Genomic DNA, 16339 nt, shown 5'->3' with positions numbered 1-16339 from the left:
TAACCGGAGGGCACTCTGATGGATGCCAATCTGATTCACGATATTATTTTCTACGTTATGTACGCCGCGCTGGCGATCGCCGTGGTGATACTGGTTGAACGCGGCCTCTATTTTTCGTGGGCCCAGCGTCAGGCTTTGCGCTTTGAAAAGGCGCTGACGCCGGACGTTCGTCGCGCGTCGGATCTGCCAGAATCGCTGACCGGCCGCAGTAGCCTCCCGCTGACCCTCATCCTGCCGGTGCTGGAGAAAAAGCAGACGGCGGAAGACCGTGAGGCGATGAGCGATCTGATCGACGCTCAGTATCTGCTCAGCAAACCGCAGATGTCGCGTGGGCTGTGGATGCTTGAAACCGTTGTCACCGCCGCGCCGCTGCTGGGCCTGCTGGGGACGATCCTCGGTATTATGGATACCTTTAAGGCCCTTTCCGCCTCCGGCGTCTCCGATGCCAGCATGGTTTCTGCGGGTATGGGGACCGCCCTGTATGCCACCGGCCTGGGCATTGCGATTGCGCTGCTGTGCCTGGTGGGCAATAACTATTTGCAAAGCCGCATGGAGCGAATCAACGAACTGCTGAAGGTGCTGCTGATCCGCGCCGGCAGCCCGGTCAGCCGTCCGGAGCAGGGCGGCAAACGCTGGGAAGGCCACGAGGCGCAGCGCTATGCCTGAACATGGTCAATGCGGGTGGCCGGCAGGCTGCCTGATGAGCGCGCTGGCGGGGAGCTGGATGCTGTTAAGCCAGCCGGTATGGGCGGCGTTCTCTATACCCGGCTACGAGCTGGTGTATAACGCGCCGCAGGAAACCACCTTACAGGATAATGATTTACGTCATGCCGCCGAAGTCTGGCAGCAGATGTTCGATGCGGCGCGCAGCCATATCGATCTGGCGCAGTTTTATGTGGCGAATGAAAAAGGCTCTCTGCTGGATGGGGTTCTGGCACGTCTGCGGGCCGCCGGGGAGCGTGGAGTAAAAATTCGTTTTCTGATGGAGGAGAAGGGCGTGGGCCTTTCAACGCCGGAAACGCTGACGGCCCTGAAAGCGATCCCGAACCTGGAATTGCGGGTGATTCCGTTCCATCGGCTGACCGGCGGTATTGTTCACGCCAAGTATCTGCTGGTAGATGGCAAAGAGGCTTTTGTCGGTAGCCAGAATTTTGACTGGCGCGCGCTGGAACAGATCCAGGAGACCGGTCTGCGCATCAGCGATCCGCAAACGGTGCAGCAGATTCAGGCTATTTTCGATCAGGACTGGCAGGCGCAAGCTCTGCTGGCGGAGAGTAAGCCGGTACCGAAGCCGGCGCGGCAGGCGGTAGCGTCGGCCCCGCAGGGCAATTATCTGGTTGCCAGCCCGCGCGATTATAACCCGAGCGGGGTGATTGATTCGCAGGTGGCGCTGCCGCAGCTGCTGGCGAGCGCCAAATCGCGGATCCGGGTGCAGGTGATGGACTATGCGCCGCTGGCGTGGGGAGAAAAGGGGAGCCGGCCCTTTTATGCGCCCATTGATAACGCCCTGCGCAGCGCGGCGGCCCGCGGCGTACAGGTGGAGCTGATGGTGGCGAACTGGAACCTGAAAAAGCCGGAGGTATTCTGGCTGAAGAGTCTCTCTCTGGTGCCAAACGTTCAGCTAAAAGTGGTGACCATACCTCCCGCCAGCCGAGGGTTTATCCCCTTTGCCAGGGTGGTACACAGTAAGCTGATGACCATCGACGGTACGACGGCGTGGGTCGGAACCAGCAACTGGAGCGGAGGCTATTTCGATAACTCACGTAACCTTGAGCTGGTGCTGAATAATGCGTCGATGGCCGCGCGCGTGGACGCGCTTTACAGCCAGCTGTGGAATAGCCGCTATGCGGCACCGATCAAGGTCGATTTTGATTATCCGGTTCCGCATCCTGGCCGTGAGTTCGAATAGATAAATCGGCTGAGGTTTCCCCTCTCCCGAAGGGGGAGAGGGGAAACCTGTTTCGCCCTCGTCAGAGGCTGCCTTATGCTTTGGGCTTAAAGCGCAGCAGACGGTTGGCGTTGCTCACGACGGTAATCGAAGAGAGCGCCATGGCCGCGCCCGCTACCACCGGGTTGAGCAGCGTTCCGGTCAGCGGCCACAGGATCCCGGCGGCAATCGGAATGCCCAGCGAGTTATAAACAAACGCCCCCAGCAGGTTCTGCTTCATATTACGCAGCGTGGCCTTAGCGATTTCCAGCGCATCGGCGACGCCGTTCAGGCTATGGCGCATCAGGGTGATAGCCGCCGTTTCAATGGCGACATCGCTGCCGCCGCCCATGGCGATGCCCACATCGGCCTGCGCCAGCGCGGGCGCATCGTTGATACCGTCGCCGATCATCGCCACCTGGTGCCCCTGGCTTTGCAGGCGTTTAATCGCATCGGCTTTACCGTCCGGCAGCACTCCGGCAATCACCTCATCAATGCCCGCCTCTTTGGCGATAGCGTTGGCGGTGGTGGGGTTATCTCCGGTCAGCATCACCAGCCGATAGCCCTGGCGGTGCAGCCTGGCTAATGCCGCCACGCTATCTTCGCGCAGCGGATCGCGGATGGCGAACAGCGCCGCCGCCTGACCATCCACCGCCAGCAGTACCGGCGTCGCGCCCTGTGACGCCTGGGCGGTCATTTCGTCTTCTATTTCAGCCGTTGCAATCTTGTGCTCATTCAGCAGCGCCTGGTTACCGAGCAGCAGACGGTGGCCTTCGGCTTCGCCGCTGACGCCCAGGCCGCGCAGCGTGCGGAAATTATCTACCGCAGGCAGACGTTGGTCTGCGGCTTTGTCGAGGATGGCGCGCGCCAGCGGGTGGCTGGAGCCTTGCTCGAGAGACGCCGCCAGGCGCAGAGCGGCGGATTCATCCATAGCGGTAAAGGTTTTTATCGCCACCACCTGCGGTTTACCCTCGGTGAGGGTACCGGTTTTATCAAAGACCAGCGTATCGAGGGTGCTGGCGCGCTGCAGCGCATCGGCGTCGCGCACCAGTACCCCGAACTCCGCTGCGCGGCCCACGCCTGAGATAATCGACATCGGCGTCGCCAGCCCCAGGGCGCACGGACAGGCGATAATCAGCACCGTAGTGGCGATCACCAGGGTGTAGACAATTTGCGGCGCCGGGCCAAAAAAGTACCAGATTGCGGCGCTGAACAGGGCTATCGCCACGACCGCCGGGACGAACACGGCGGAGATTTTGTCCGCCAGCTGGCCGATTTCAGGTTTACTGCTCTGCGCCTGGCGCACCATACGGATAATGCGCGCCAGCGTGGTTTGGCTGCCGACGGCGCTGGCGGTAAACAGCACGCTGCCGTCCTGCACCACGGTCCCGGCATGAACGGCGTCGCCGTCGCCTTTTTGCTGCGGTACCGGCTCGCCGGTGAGCATCGCTTCATCGAACCAGGCTTCGCCCTGGCTAATGACCCCGTCGACAGGTACGCGATCGCCGGTGGTCAGACGCAGGGTCATTCCCGCCTGAACCTCCGCCAGCGGCAGATCTTTTTCGCCTTCGTCGGTGACCACCCGCGCTGACGGCGGGGTTAAATCGAGTAGTTTTTCCAGCGCTTTCGAAGAGCGCTGGCGCGCGCGGGCTTCCAGCATATGGCCGAGGTTAATCAGACCGATAATCATCGCGCTGGCTTCATAATAGAGGTGGCGTGCTTCCATCGGAAACCACTGCGGCCACAGGTTGACGCTCATCGAGTAGAGCCAGGCGACGCCGGTACCCAGCGCCACCAGCGTATCCATCGTCGCGGTGCCGTTCTTCAGGCTTTTCCACGCGCTGCGGTAGAAATGGCCACCGGCAAACACCATCACCGCCAGCGTGACAACCCCGATAGCCAGCCACAGGGAGCGGTTATCATCGCTGACCATCATGTTGTCGCCGATCATCCCCCAGCCCATGACCGGGATACCGACCAGCAGGGCGACGATCGCCTGCCAGCGGAAGCGCTTCATGGTGGCGACAGCGGTTTCCTGCTGACGCTCGCGGCGTTCGAGGTCGTCTTCGATGGCTTCCGCGCCGTAGCCCGCTTTCTCTACGGCCTGGACTAATTCTGCGGCGGACGCGCTGCCCATCACCAGCGCAGTGCGTTCCGCCAGGTTAACCCGCGCCTGTGAGACCCCCGGTACCGCCGCAAGCGCGTTTTGTACCCGAGAAACACAGCTGGCGCAGCTCATGCCGTTGATCAACAGCTGCTGGCTGTCATCTTCGTCACGGGCTGCCGGAAGCTCAGTGGTGGCCGCTGTCAGCGCTTCCGGCGGGATTGATGATTCTGCCAGCGGTTTAGCCTTTGGGTGGCTGAGCTCCGCGCCGTATCCGGCCTGTTTAATGGTCTCAATCAGCGCTTCCGCGCTGGCGCTGCCCGTCACGTGAGCTTCGGTAACGGTCACTTCCGCCTGCTCAACGTCGGGACGCTGTTCCAGGCTCTCTTTTACCCGTTTAACGCAGTGGCCGCAGGAGAGGCCATCAAGCGCAAGGTCGATAGTGTTAGACATAAATAACTCCTGAATAATTTCCGGTTAATGATTGACCGAACACACTCTTTCATCGAGTATTAGCAAGGTTAAACCTTCCAGCAAGGGGAAGGTCAAGGGGGAAAGATGAATATTAGCGATGTGGCGAAAAAAACCGGCTTAACCAGTAAAGCGATCCGTTTTTACGAAGAGAAGGGACTGGTGACGCCGCCGCTGCGTAGCGAAAACGGCTACCGCAGCTACAGCCAGCAGCATCTGGATGAACTGACCCTGCTGCGCCAGGCGCGCCAGGTGGGGTTTAATCTGGAAGAGTGCCGTGAGCTGATATTTCTGTTTAACGATCCGTCGCGGCACAGTGCTGACGTGAAACGCCGGACGCTGGAGAAAGTGGCGGACATTGAGCGCCATATCAGCGAGCTGCAGGGGATGCGCGCGCATCTGCTGGCGCTGGCGGACTCCTGCCCCGGCGATGACAGCGCGGATTGCCCGATCATCGATAATCTTTCGGGCTGCTGTCACCGCAAAGCGCAGGCTTAACGCCGCGCCGGGTTGAGCATAAAGACCACCGTGCCGCGGTAGTATGGAGAGTCATTCAGCTGCATTTCCGCCTGCCGATCGCGACTGCCGTTTTGCACCAGCCCGAGTTTGAACGGGATACGCAGCCGGCTGAGCGCGGGGAGATAATCCTGATAATTCGCCACCGTGTGGCGACCCTGATAGCTTTGCACCACCAGTTCATCAACCGCAAGCGCGTTCAGTGTGGCAATATCGCCGGTTTTAGCCCAGTCCAGCAGGCCGGTTACCCCCAGGGCGAACTCAGGCGGCAGCTGCTGGCGTAGCTGTTGCAAAAATCGGGCGTAGTCGGCGAGCTGATATGTGGCTGCGTCAAAGTCAACCTGCAGACCAACCACCTGATTGCCAGCCGCCCGCCAACGCTGCATCAGGCGTACGATCCGCGGCACAATAGTCTGCGGCACATCAAGTGTGGTAAACCGGACGGTAAGCCAGATTGCGGGAAACGTCAGGCGGCTGACCGGCAGGCCGAGGCGCTGGAATATTACCTCGCCCGCGCGCGTCAGCACCTCGCCCTGATGCAGATACACCGTCTGCGCGTTCTGCAGATCGTTGCTGGCTTTCACCCCGGACCACAGCCAGAAGGCAGAATGCTGGCGCGCATCCACGCGCTCCGCCGCCTGCGTTGGCCCGGACAGCAGCGCGATTACCAGTAATATTTGAGTTTTTGCGCCCACGGGCTTCCCGGATACTGCGTTTTCAACTGCGTGAACCAGCCCTTACGCTGCAGTTTTTCGACATCTTCGCCGCCGCATTCGTTGCTACCGGAGGGGGCATAACAGAGAATCGCCCGATAGAGCGCATAGCTTTTATCTTCCGGCTCCGCTTTCGGCGAGGTGATAATCTGCTGGTAATAGCTTTGGCGATCGAACTGTCCCAGAGGCTGCCGGCGGTTGATGGCGGCCTCGAGCATATCGTTGCCGGATTGGTCTTTCCACAGATCAACATGCGTCTGCGTGGTGCGGAAGAACTCGCCCAGGCAGTTAAGCGCATGGGCATCGTCGGCGTTTTTGCTGAGCACGGTGACGGTATCATCCAGGCTGCGGCAGGCATAACCGGCTTCGGTCGCCTCGCCATCCCAGCCGAAGCTGCTAAGGTTGACGTCGTTAAAGGCCTCGCTGATTACCGGCTGGGTAATGGCGGTGGCGAGCTTTTTGTCGTTCAGCCAGTCGCTGAAACGACTTTCCGTGAGATCCCGCACCAGCAGCGTATGCAGAGCGATAGTACGTTCTTCATTGTTGGGGCCGTGGGCCGCCTGTTGGCGTAGCAGTTCAGGCGAGGCCTGGGTTTTCAGCACTCGGGAGCGAAAGCGTAGATTGGTCACCGGGCTATCGGCGGCAAAGATAGCCGCCGCGTTACCGCTGTAGACCAGCGTTGCCGCCAGTTTTGCCTGGATATACTGCTGTTGCTCGGGGTTTTGGCTAAGTTGTAGCAGCTGCTGCCAAAAATCGCGCGCTGCGGGCCACTGCGTTTGCCCCATTAGCGCTTCGCCGTAGAGGACCTGTTCGCTGAAGGCGAGAATATCATTCGCCGGCAGCGTTTTCGCCGGCGTGACAGCCTGCAGGATGGCGGCATCGTTGCCCGTCGCGCTCCACAGCTGCAGCTGTAGGTCGCGCCACAGCGGCAGATTTCCGCTCTTCTCAAACGCCGCTTTGCTGGCGTCAAGCTGTGCCTGGGTTAAGGTCGGCTTATTGTCAGCATTCAGGCGCAGGGCGCGGAGAAGCTCGACATAGCTGACCTGCGGCGCGTCCGGGAATGCTGCCAGAACGGGCTGCGCGTAGAACGGCATGCCGAAGACATTATCATATTCACTCACCAGTCTACGCAGATCCCCGGCGTCTGCAGCCTGCCGGAAGGCCTGTTCATAGAGTCCGGCCAGCTGCGGCCACGCCTGCAGATACCAGTTAATGCGGCGCAGCATATTGCGCGCGGAGTCGGCATAAAGCCCTGCGGGCCAGCGTTGCAAATAGGCTTGTGCTTCATTTTGCGCCTGTGCGGCATCATCACGATTGATCCGTGCGATATCAAAATCGCCATACTGCCCGACGCTGTTCTGGCTACTTTTATTGAGCGCCGTGCGCATCAGCATATATTGCGCGGTCTCGGTCAGCCAGGGCTGCTTACTCCCCAGCAACAGGGTGAAATCGTGGGTCGCGGCGGTGTAATTGCCGCCATAGAAGTGGGCGATGCCGGAAAGGTAATAAGCGAATAAGTCGGCGTCCGCATCTGCCGGGAAGCTATTGAGGATATCAGCTACAGCGGTAATATTGGCGCCATAAAACAGTTTCAGCCGCGCCAGCGCCAGGTCATGACGCTGCAGCGGAGTCAGAGAAGGCGTGGCGAACAGGGCGGCGTTGAACTGGCTGACGGCGGCAAGGGTGTTGCTGACAAAGCGGTTTTCCAGTTCATAGTCGGATGTTCCTGGCCGTTCAGCCGAATCGGCTGACATGACCTGCGCGGGATCGATATTCAGCGCCGTCATTTGTTGGATGAAGGTTTCATCTTCGCGTTGCGCCGACGGCGCGGGAGGCGGCGGCGCGCTATTCCACTCAGGATGCCAGGCGAAGTAAACATCGCGGATACGGCTGACATCAGCGGGAATGGCCTGAACGGGAAGGGCGAAAGATTTCGCTTCGCTCAGCAGGCGCAGCAAGTTGTCGCGCGAGTCATTTCCCGGCGTCAGTATAGGGTCGCCTTTTAGCAGGCATAGCGGGTCGTTCCACGAGCAATCTTCGATATCAGCAGAAGCATATGCCTGAGCGGCTGCCGCGAGCAGGGCGCAGAGCGAAAAGGTAAACGTTGTCTTCCTGACCATGACGGATGTCCTGTGGCATGATTATTATGATACGACTCTTATATGTAGGGTTATGCCTTCGATGGCGACCACTTCAATCTTGCTGCCCGCCGCGAGGTCTTCATCGGCAATGACCGGCCATGAACTATCGCCCACGCGGACGTGTCCGCGACCGTTAACCAGCGCCGTTTCCAGCGTAAAGCGGCGGCCAAGCAGCTGCTGCCCGCGCTGATTAAGCTGAGCGTCCGCCGGCTTCTGGCGCTTAACGCGGTTACGCAGCCAGCGCGACCATAGCCAGGCCGCCAGCAGAGTCAGGACGGCAAACAGCGTACCCTGCCACTCCCAGCTCAGCGGCAGCATCCAGACCAGCAGCCCGGTTACGACGCCGGCAATGCCGCTCCACAGCAGATAACCGTTGCCGCCGAGCATTTCCGCCGCCAGCAGCAGCCCGCCGAGGCTGAGCCAGAAAATATGCGGGTGGGCGAGAATCAGCGCGATCATGATTTTTTCTGCGCGCCGGCGCCTTCTTTAAGCAGCTCGCCGATCCCGGCGATGGAGCCCATCAGGCTGCTGGCGTCGAGCGGCATCAGCACCACTTTACTGTTGCTGGCCGCGCCAATTTGCTGCAGCGCATCGGTATATTTCTGCGCGACAAAGTAGTTGATGGCCTGAATGTCGCCGGAGGCGATAGCGGATGAGACCATCTGCGTAGCGCGCGCTTCCGCTTCCGCGGAACGTTCGCGCGCCTCTGCCTGTAAAAACGCCGACTGACGCTCGCCTTCGGCTTTGAGGATCTGCGACTGCTTCTCGCCCTCGGCTTTTAAAATTTCCGCCTGACGTATCCCTTCGGCCTCAAGAATATAGGCGCGCTTGGTTCGCTCGGCTTTCATCTGGGCGTTCATTGAGGCGATAAGCTCCGCTGGCGGACGCACATCGCGGATCTCAACGCGGGTAATTTTGATCCCCCACGGGTTGGTCGCTTCATCGACGATATGCAGCAGGCGGGTGTTGATGCTGTCGCGCTGGGAGAGCATTTCGTCCAGCTCCATGGAGCCCAGCACGGTACGAATATTAGTCATGGTCAGGTTGATGATCGCCAGCTCGAGGTTGCTGACTTCATAGGCGGCCTTCGGCGCGTCGATGACCTGAATAAAGCACACCGCATCAATGGTGACGTTGGCGTTATCGCGCGAAATCACCTCCTGCGAAGGGATATCGAGCACCTGCTCCATCATATTAATTTTGCGCCCGATACGATCCATAAAGGGCACCACCAGGCTCATACCCGGCTGCAGCGTTTGCGTATAGCGGCCAAAGCGCTCTACCGTCCACTGGTAGCCCTGAGGAACAATTTTTACCGCCGCTCCGACGATAACCAGCGCGACGAAAATAAGAATGGGGATAAAAATCAGCATCAAAAACCTCCTGTCTTGTTGCCTGTTGATGCGCCGGAAGAGCGGCGCGCGTTTAACCAGAGTATATCTTTCCGCGCATCCGGGTGAAAGAAAAGTGGAGTAAACTAGAGGCGTTGTCGAAAAACTGGGAATAATAATGACCGAAAGTAACGCTATTTTGCGCCTGGAGAACGTGGGTTTTCAGGCCGATGGGGTGACCATCCTTAATGAGATTAATTTTCAGCTCAGAGCAGGGGAATTTAAGCTGATTACCGGCCCTTCCGGCTGCGGAAAAAGCACGTTATTAAAAATAATCGCTTCGCTGCAAAGCCCCACCTCGGGGAGCATTTTCTTCGCCGGTAAAGATATTAATGACTTAACGCCGGAAACCTATCGCCAGCAGGTTTCCTACTGCGCGCAAACCCCGGCGCTGTTCGGCGATTCGGTGTATGACAACCTGATCTTCCCGTGGCAGATCCGTCAAAAACAGCCGGATCCTAAGGCGCTGGTGGCCGATCTTGCCCGCTTCGGTCTGGCGAAAAATACGCTGGAAAAATCCATTAACGAGCTGTCCGGCGGGGAAAAGCAGCGCGTTTCATTGATTCGCAATCTGCAGTTTTTACCGCAGGTGCTGCTGCTCGATGAAATAACCAGCGCGCTGGACGAGAGCAATAAAAAAAATGTGAATGAGATTATTCACCGCTATGCGAGCGAAAAAAATATCGCCGTTCTGTGGGTCACTCACGATAGCAATGAAATTGCCCATGCGGATGAAGTGATTACGCTCCAGCCTGCCGGCGGCAAAGCGCAGGAGGAGCAAAAAAATGAACGGGCATAATATTACCAACGAGTCGCTGGCGTTATCCATGGTTCTGGTGCTGGTGGCGATTGTGGTCAGCTACCGGGAAAAGCTGGCGCTGGAAAAAGATATTATCTGGAGTATCTGCCGGGCGATTGTGCAGCTGATTATCGTCGGCTACGTGCTGAAATATATCTTTAACGTTAATCACGCCGTGCTGACGCTGCTGATGGTGCTGTTTATCTGCTTTAACGCGGCGTGGAATGCGAAAAAACGCAGCAAATATATCGATAAAGCCTTTGTTTCTTCATTTATCGCGATAACCACCGGCGCCGGGTTAACCCTGGCGGTGCTGGTTTTTTCCGGGTCGATTGCTTTTGTGCCGATGCAGGTCATTCCAATCGCCGGGATGGTGGCCGGCAACGCGATGGTGGCGGTCGGGCTGTGCTACAACAATATGGGGCAGCGGTTTAGCAGCGAGCAGCAGCAGATTCAGGAGAAGCTGAGCCTGGGCGCAACGCCGAAGATGGCTTCCGCGAGGCTGATCCGCGATAGCATTCGCGCCGCGCTGATCCCGACGGTGGATTCGGCGAAAACGGTAGGGTTGGTGAGCCTGCCGGGGATGATGTCGGGGCTGATTTTCGCCGGGATTGATCCGGTAAAAGCGATTAAGTATCAGATTATGGTGACGTTCATGCTGCTCTCTACCGCCAGTCTGTCAACGATTATCGCCGGGTATCTGACCTACCTGAAGTTCTTTAACGCTCGCCATCAGCTGGTGGTGACGCAGCTGAAAAAACGGGCGTAAGCGTTTCCCGGGTTGCGGCGTAAACGCCTTACCCGGGCTACAAGATCATCCAGTCTGTAGTCCGGCTACGCGCAGCGCGAGCCGGGTTTTTTGCGATTAATAAAGCAGAGAGTAGAGCTGGCGGCGGTACTTCGCGGCCAGCGCGTCGCCGGTGCCCAACGCGGAGAGGATCTCCTGGAGCATCTTGCGCACTTCGCCGTTTCCGGCGCCTAAATCTTTTTGTAGATGGCTGAACAGCAGCGCCAGCGCCTCTTCGTTACGCCCTACCTGATGCAGCTGTAATGCCAGCTGGGAGGCCAGCGCCGCGTCTTGCGGGTTCTGCTCTACCTGCTGCTGCAGCTGCTGAATTTCCGGCGTGTCGGCGGCTTTTTTCAGCAGCTCGATCTGCGCCACCAGCCCCTGATAGCGGGTATCCTGATCCTGCAGCGGCACGGCTTTCAGCACGGTTTCCGCTTCATCGGAACGGTGCAGGGCAATCAGCGTTTCCGCCAGCAGCAGGCCAATCTGGCTCTCCTGGTTCGACAGCTGCCAGGCGTCTTTCAGCAGCGGCAGGGCTTCGGCGTAGTTCTCTTCCTCCATCAGCGCCAGCGCCTGCTGCGCCTTGAGTTCCTCTTCGCGCGGCAGGAACTTATCCAGCAGCGCGCGCACCGCTTCTTCCGGCTGCGGGCCTTCGAAGCCGTCGACCGGCTGACCGTTCTGGAACAGGTAAACCGTAGGGATAGCGCGCAAGCCAAACTGCGAAGCCAGCATTTGTTCGGCATCGCAGTCAACCTTAGCAAGGGTAAACAGACCGTTGTACTGGGCGGCCAGGCTCTCTAGCACCGGCGTCAGCTGCTCGCAATGTTGGCTGCGCGCGGACCAGAAATAGAACAGCACCGGCGTCGCTGCGGACTGCTGCAGCGTCTGGTGTAGGTTAGCTTCGGTAATATTGACAATATTCTGTGCGGACATGAGCGAGTCTCTTTAGTCGATACTTGTATAGATATATGGGGGCGACGGCAGGCGCTTCAACTTAGCCCTGGATAATTTTGTCCATCGCGCGGGTCGGCAGCAGGCGTTTCAGCAGGGCGACCGCGTGCGTCACCAGGGTTACCGGGTAGCGCAGCTTCGGTTTATCGCTGACAAAAGCATGGCGCACTTTTTCCACCACCGCTTCCGGTCCGAGAGTAAAGCGGGCGGCAATGCCGGGGTTTTCCACCGGCTTATCGGCCTGGGTCTGGTTGACGTTGTTGGTGAAACGGGTGCGGATGGGGCCCGGCTCAATCAGGCTGACCTTAATACCGCTGTGGCGCAGCTCCATGCGCAGCGCGTCGGACCAAGCCTCCAGCGCGTATTTACTGGCGGCATAGGCGCCACGGCCGGGGCTGGAGATGATCCCCATCACCGATGAGGTCATCACGATACGCCCCTCGCCGTGCGGCTCCATGGCCGGAAGCAGCAGCATCGTTAGCTGATGGGCGCCGAAAAAGTTGGCGGAAAACTGCTGCTCCATCTGCTGGCGGCTGATGGTCGGCAGCGGGCCGTAGACGCCGTAGCCCGCGTTGTTAAACAGGCCATACAGGCGGTTATCGGTCAGGGCAATCACCTCGGCGGCGGCGCGTTCAACGCTCTGCGGATCGTCAAGATCCAACAGAACACCGCTCAGCCCCAGTTCGTGCATCCGCGCGACATCTTCTGCTTTGCGGCAGGCGGCCAGCACGTTAAAGCCCTGGCGCTTTAAATCAAGGGCGCTTTCAAGACCAATTCCGCTGGAACATCCTGTAACTAAAACCGATTTTTGCATAACTTTACCTGCGAATGACTCGCTGTTATCAGGAGTCATGATTAACTAAGGGAGCCAAACGCGTCGCCATCCAGTCGGCGATAAACGGCTGGGCGTCTCGATTGGGGTGAATTCCATCGTCCTGCATCCACTGCGGTTTCAGATAAACCTCTTCCATAAAAAAGGGCAGCAGAGGAATATCAAACTCTTTGGCCAGTGCCGGATAGATTGCGCTAAAGGCTTCATTATAACGGCGGCCATAGTTGGCGGGCAGGCGAATTTGCATCAGCAGCGGCTGGGCATTCGCCGCTTTGATATGCTCAAGAATGGTACGCAGCGTCTGCTCCGTCTGCTGCGGGGGGAAACCGCGCAGTCCATCGTTACCGCCGAGCTCCACCAGCACCCAGCGCGGCTGGTGCTGCTTAAGCAGCGCCGGAAGCCTTGCCAGCCCCTGCTGCGAGGTATCGCCGCTGATGCTGGCGTTCACCACCGGCGTTTTGGTCTGCCACTTATCGTTAAGCAGCGCAGGCCAGGCGGTATTGCCCGCCATACGATAACCGGCGCTCAGACTGTCGCCGAGAACCAACAGCGTGTCGGCCGCCATCGCGCGGCAGGTAAACAGGACCAGAAACAGGAAAGGCAAATGCCAGCGGAAAACATACTTGAAGTTCATCATCTTAAGAAATCCGTCGGTCAGGGTGAGCATCAGCTGTCCATCCTTACCGGAGTTGAGCTGGTTGTCAAACAAGGGCAAACCATCGCCCTGATTGGCGAGTCGGGGTCCGGTAAATCGACGCTGCTGGCGATCCTGGCCGGGCTGGACGACGGCAGCAGCGGAGAAGTCTCGCTGCTTGGCAAGCCGCTGCATCAGATGGACGAAGAGGCGCGGGCGAAGCTGCGCGCAAAGCATGTCGGCTTTGTGTTTCAATCCTTTATGCTGATACCCACCCTCAATGCGCTGGAAAACGTCGAGCTTCCGGCGCTGCTGCGCGGCGAAAGCGACAGCCAGAGCCGCGGCAGCGCCCGGGCCCTGCTGGAGCAGCTGGGGCTGGGTAAACGCCTGCATCACCTGCCGGTGCAGCTTTCCGGCGGCGAGCAGCAGCGGGTCGCGCTGGCGCGCGCGTTTAACGGCCGCCCGGAGCTGCTGTTCGCCGATGAACCCACCGGCAACCTCGACCGTCATACCGGAGATAAAATTGCCGATCTGCTGTTTTCGCTTAACCGCGAGCACGGCACCACGCTGATCCTCGTCACCCACGATCCGCTGCTGGCGGCGCGCTGCGACCGGCGGCTGCGGCTGGTAGATGGCCAGCTGCGGGAGGAAGCATGATTGCCCGCTGGTTCTGGCGCGAATGGCGCTCGCCGTCGCTGCTGATTGTCTGGCTGGCGCTAAGCCTGGCGGTGGCCTGCGTGCTGGCGCTGGGCTCGATAAGCGACCGCATGGAGAAAGGACTCAGCCAGCAGAGCCGGGAATTTATGGCTGGCGACCGCACGCTGCGCAGCTCACGCGAAGTCCCTGGCGCATGGATTGACGAAGCGCGTCGCCTTGGCTTAACCGTCGGCGAACAGCTGGGCTTCGCCACCATGACCTTTTCCGGCGATACGCCGCAGCTGGCGGACGTCAAAGCGGTTGACGAGCGTTATCCGCTGTATGGTCAGCTGCAGACCCAGCCGCCGGGGCTGAAGCCGCACGCCGGGACCGTGCTGCTGGCGCCGCGATTAATGGCGCTGCTGAATCTGAAAACCGGCGACACTATTGATGTCGGCGACGCTACGCTGCGCATTGCCGGCGAGGTGATTCAGGAGCCGGATGCCGGCTTTAACCCCTTCCAGATGGCGCCGCGGCTGATGATGAACACCGCCGACGTGGCGAAAACCGGCGCGGTACAGCCAGGCAGCCGCGTTTCCTGGCGCTATAAGTTCGCCGGAACCCCGCAGCAGCTGGCGGATTATGAAAAATGGCTGCTGCCGAAGCTGGGGCCGGAACATCGCTGGATCGGCCTGGAGCAGGACGACAGCGCGCTGGGCAAATCGCTGGAACGCTCGCAGCAGTTTTTACTGCTGTCGGCGTTGTTAACGCTGCTGCTGGCGGTCGCCGCGGTGGCGGTGGCGATGAGCCATTACTGCCGCAGCCGTTACGATCTGGTGGCGATCCTCAAAACCCTCGGCGCCGGGCGGGCTCAGCTGCGCAAGCTGATTGTCGGCCAGTGGCTGATGCTGCTGGCGATGGCGGTGGTTGCCGGCGGGGCGATGGGCGTCGGGCTGGAAAATATTCTGCTGGTGATGCTTAAACCGGTGCTCCCGGCGGTGTTGCCGGCGGCGAGCGGCTGGCCGTGGCTGTGGGCGATCGGCGCGATGGTGGTGATTTCCCTGCTGGTCGGGCTGCGACCCTATCGACTGCTGCTGGCGACCCTGCCGCTGCGAGTGCTGCGCCAGGATGTTGTCGCTAATGTCTGGCCGCTTAAGTTCTATATTCCCGTGGTGTGCTTGGTCGTGGTGGTGCTGCTGGCGCTGCTGATGGGCGGTAGCCCTCTGCTATGGGCGGTGCTGGCGGGCGCCGTGGTGCTGGCGCTGGTGTGCGGCCTGGCGGGATGGGGCGTTCTGTGGCTGCTGAAGCGTTTGACGTTAAAAGCGCTGCCGCTGCGCCTGGCGGTGAATCGTCTGCTGCGTCAGCCGTGGTCGACCCTGAGCCAGCTGGCGGCCTTTTCGCTGTCGTTTATGCTGCTGGCCCTGCTGCTGGTGCTGCGCGGCGATCTGCTCGATCGCTGGCAGCAGCAGCTGCCGCCGGAAAGTCCTAACTACTTTCTGATCAACATCGCCCCGGAGCAGGTGGTGCCGGTGAAAACCTTCCTTGCCGAACATCAGACCCGCGCCACCGAGTTCTATCCCATCGTGCGCGCCCGCCTGACGCAAATCAACGGCCAGGCGACGGAAGGCAATAAAGATGAAGCCCTGAACCGCGAGCTTAACCTCACCTGGAGCCGCGAGCGGCCTGATCATAATCCGCTGGTGGCCGGAACCTGGCCGCCGAAAGCGGGCGAGGTCTCGATTGAAGAGGGGCTGGCGCAGCGGCTGGGCGTCAAGCTCGGCGATAGCGTGACGTTTACCGGGGATACCCAGGACTTTAGCGCGAAAGTGTCCAGCGTGCGCAAAGTTGACTGGGAGAGCCTGCGGCCAAACTTCTTCTTTATCTTCCCGCAGGGGGCGCTCGACGGGCAGCCGCAAAGCTGGCTCACCAGCTTCCGCTGGGATAACGGCAACGGGATGCTAACGCAGCTCAACCGCGAATTCCCCACCGTCAGCCTGCTGGATATCGGCGCGATTTTGCAGCAGATTGGCCAGGTGCTGACACAGGTAAGCCGCGCCCTTGAGGTGATGGTGATTCTGGTCACCGCCTGCGGCGTGTTGCTGCTGTTGGCGCAGGTGCAGGTCGGGATGCGCCAGCGTTATCAGGAACTGGTGGTCTGGCGCACGCTGGGGGCCGGTAAGTCTCTGCTGCGCACCACGCTGTGGGCGGAGTTCGCCCTGCTGGGCGTGGTGTCAGGCGTGGTGGCGGCGATTGGCGCAGAGGTAGCGCTGGCGCTGCTGCAAAGCAAAATCTTTGACTTCCCGTGGTCTCCGGACTGGCGGCTATGGGTGATGCTGCCGCTGTGCGGGGCGATACTGCTGTCGCTGTGCGGCGGCTGGCTGGGGCTGCGTTTGCTGAAAGGGAAGGCGCTGTTCCGCCAGTTTAGTCAGGGATAGCG

15 protein-coding genes are annotated in these 16339 nt (G+C 59.9%); 7 read left to right on the top strand and 8 right to left on the bottom strand.

The window, feature by feature from the left end; genetic code table 11:
- The first annotated feature begins 18 nt into the window (after window positions 1–18).
- Both GUC22_RS20400 and GUC22_RS20395 read left to right on the top strand, forming a co-directional pair.
- Window positions 19–666: a MotA/TolQ/ExbB proton channel family protein gene (locus tag GUC22_RS20400; protein ID WP_004137930.1), complete on the top strand. Its 648-nt coding sequence runs from the start codon at window positions 19–21 to the stop codon at window positions 664–666.
- On the top strand, window positions 659–1909 hold the full coding sequence (locus GUC22_RS20395; RefSeq protein ID WP_049088814.1) for a phospholipase D-like domain-containing protein: 1251 nt from the start codon (window positions 659–661) through the stop codon (window positions 1907–1909). Before GUC22_RS20400 ends, GUC22_RS20395 begins: the two co-directional genes overlap by 8 nt.
- A 73-nt stretch (window positions 1910–1982) precedes the next feature.
- Here the strand turns inward: GUC22_RS20395 and copA are convergent, their stop codons facing one another.
- Window positions 1983–4484 (bottom strand): copper-exporting P-type ATPase CopA, encoded by a 2502-nt coding sequence (gene copA / locus GUC22_RS20390; protein WP_024359010.1) that lies wholly within the window; start codon window positions 4482–4484, stop codon window positions 1983–1985.
- A 105-nt stretch (window positions 4485–4589) separates the two neighbouring features.
- On the opposite strand from copA, the gene cueR reads away from it, so the two are divergent.
- Window positions 4590–5000 carry a Cu(I)-responsive transcriptional regulator gene (cueR, locus tag GUC22_RS20385; RefSeq protein ID WP_004129970.1) on the top strand — a complete coding sequence of 137 codons (411 nt, stop codon included), beginning with the start codon at window positions 4590–4592 and terminating at the stop codon, window positions 4998–5000.
- Here cueR and GUC22_RS20380 read toward each other — a convergent pair.
- From GUC22_RS20380 to GUC22_RS20365, 4 genes are read right to left on the bottom strand one after another with little or no spacing between them, the layout of a single operon-like run.
- Window positions 4997–5713, bottom strand: a complete 717-nt coding sequence (locus GUC22_RS20380) for a DUF3142 domain-containing protein (protein WP_049131892.1) — start codon at window positions 5711–5713, stop codon at window positions 4997–4999. The two genes, cueR and GUC22_RS20380, sit on opposite strands and share 4 nt — an antisense overlap.
- The gene (locus GUC22_RS20375) at window positions 5683–7851 is read right to left on the bottom strand and encodes a hypothetical protein (RefSeq protein ID WP_098363292.1); all 2169 of its coding nucleotides are present in this window, start codon (window positions 7849–7851) and stop codon (window positions 5683–5685) included. Before GUC22_RS20375 ends, GUC22_RS20380 begins: the two co-directional genes overlap by 31 nt.
- A gap of 24 nt (window positions 7852–7875) precedes the next feature.
- Window positions 7876–8331: an NfeD family protein gene (locus GUC22_RS20370; RefSeq protein ID WP_049131890.1), complete on the bottom strand. Its 456-nt coding sequence runs from the start codon at window positions 8329–8331 to the stop codon at window positions 7876–7878.
- Entirely contained in the window at window positions 8328–9245 is a 918-nt protein-coding gene (locus GUC22_RS20365; protein WP_024359008.1) for an SPFH domain-containing protein, read from the bottom strand. Before GUC22_RS20365 ends, GUC22_RS20370 begins: the two co-directional genes overlap by 4 nt.
- A gap of 136 nt (window positions 9246–9381) precedes the next feature.
- Between GUC22_RS20365 and fetA the strand changes: the two genes are divergently transcribed.
- Both fetA and fetB read left to right on the top strand, forming a co-directional pair.
- A complete protein-coding gene (gene fetA, locus GUC22_RS20360) occupies window positions 9382–10062 on the top strand; it encodes an iron efflux ABC transporter ATP-binding subunit FetA (RefSeq protein WP_024359007.1) in 681 nt (226 codons plus the stop codon).
- The gene (fetB, locus tag GUC22_RS20355) at window positions 10049–10831 is read left to right on the top strand and encodes an iron efflux ABC transporter permease subunit FetB (RefSeq protein WP_004129987.1); all 783 of its coding nucleotides are present in this window, start codon (window positions 10049–10051) and stop codon (window positions 10829–10831) included. The genes fetA and fetB overlap by 14 nt, the downstream gene beginning before the upstream one ends.
- Window positions 10832–10927: 96 nt before the next feature.
- On the opposite strand, the gene GUC22_RS20350 is transcribed toward fetB, so the two are convergent.
- From GUC22_RS20350 to tesA, 3 genes are all read right to left on the bottom strand, one after another.
- Window positions 10928–11782: a co-chaperone YbbN gene (locus tag GUC22_RS20350; RefSeq protein ID WP_004137910.1), complete on the bottom strand. Its 855-nt coding sequence runs from the start codon at window positions 11780–11782 to the stop codon at window positions 10928–10930.
- Between the two features lie 61 nt (window positions 11783–11843).
- A complete protein-coding gene (locus GUC22_RS20345) occupies window positions 11844–12653 on the bottom strand; it encodes an SDR family oxidoreductase (RefSeq protein ID WP_162685301.1) in 810 nt (269 codons plus the stop codon).
- On the bottom strand, window positions 12643–13269 hold the full coding sequence (tesA, locus tag GUC22_RS20340; protein WP_098066568.1) for a multifunctional acyl-CoA thioesterase I/protease I/lysophospholipase L1: 627 nt from the start codon (window positions 13267–13269) through the stop codon (window positions 12643–12645). The genes GUC22_RS20345 and tesA overlap by 11 nt, the downstream gene beginning before the upstream one ends.
- On the opposite strand from tesA, the gene ybbA reads away from it, so the two are divergent.
- Together ybbA and ybbP are read left to right on the top strand one after the other, a co-directional pair.
- Complete coding sequence (gene ybbA, locus GUC22_RS20335) at window positions 13237–13923, top strand: putative ABC transporter ATP-binding protein YbbA (protein ID WP_024359143.1); 687 nt, start codon at window positions 13237–13239, stop codon at window positions 13921–13923. The two genes, tesA and ybbA, sit on opposite strands and share 33 nt — an antisense overlap.
- Window positions 13920–16337, top strand: a complete 2418-nt coding sequence (ybbP, locus tag GUC22_RS20330; RefSeq protein WP_064342291.1) for a putative ABC transporter permease subunit YbbP — start codon at window positions 13920–13922, stop codon at window positions 16335–16337. The genes ybbA and ybbP overlap by 4 nt, the downstream gene beginning before the upstream one ends.
- Window positions 16338–16339 lie beyond the last annotated feature (2 nt).

The sequence above is a fragment of the Klebsiella sp. MPUS7 genome (assembly GCF_009905335.1).
GTDB classification, from domain to species: Bacteria; Pseudomonadota; Gammaproteobacteria; order Enterobacterales; family Enterobacteriaceae; genus Klebsiella; species Klebsiella grimontii.
The sequence above is the reverse complement of the archived record's forward strand: the minus strand, read 5'-3'. Positions and strand labels throughout refer to the sequence as shown.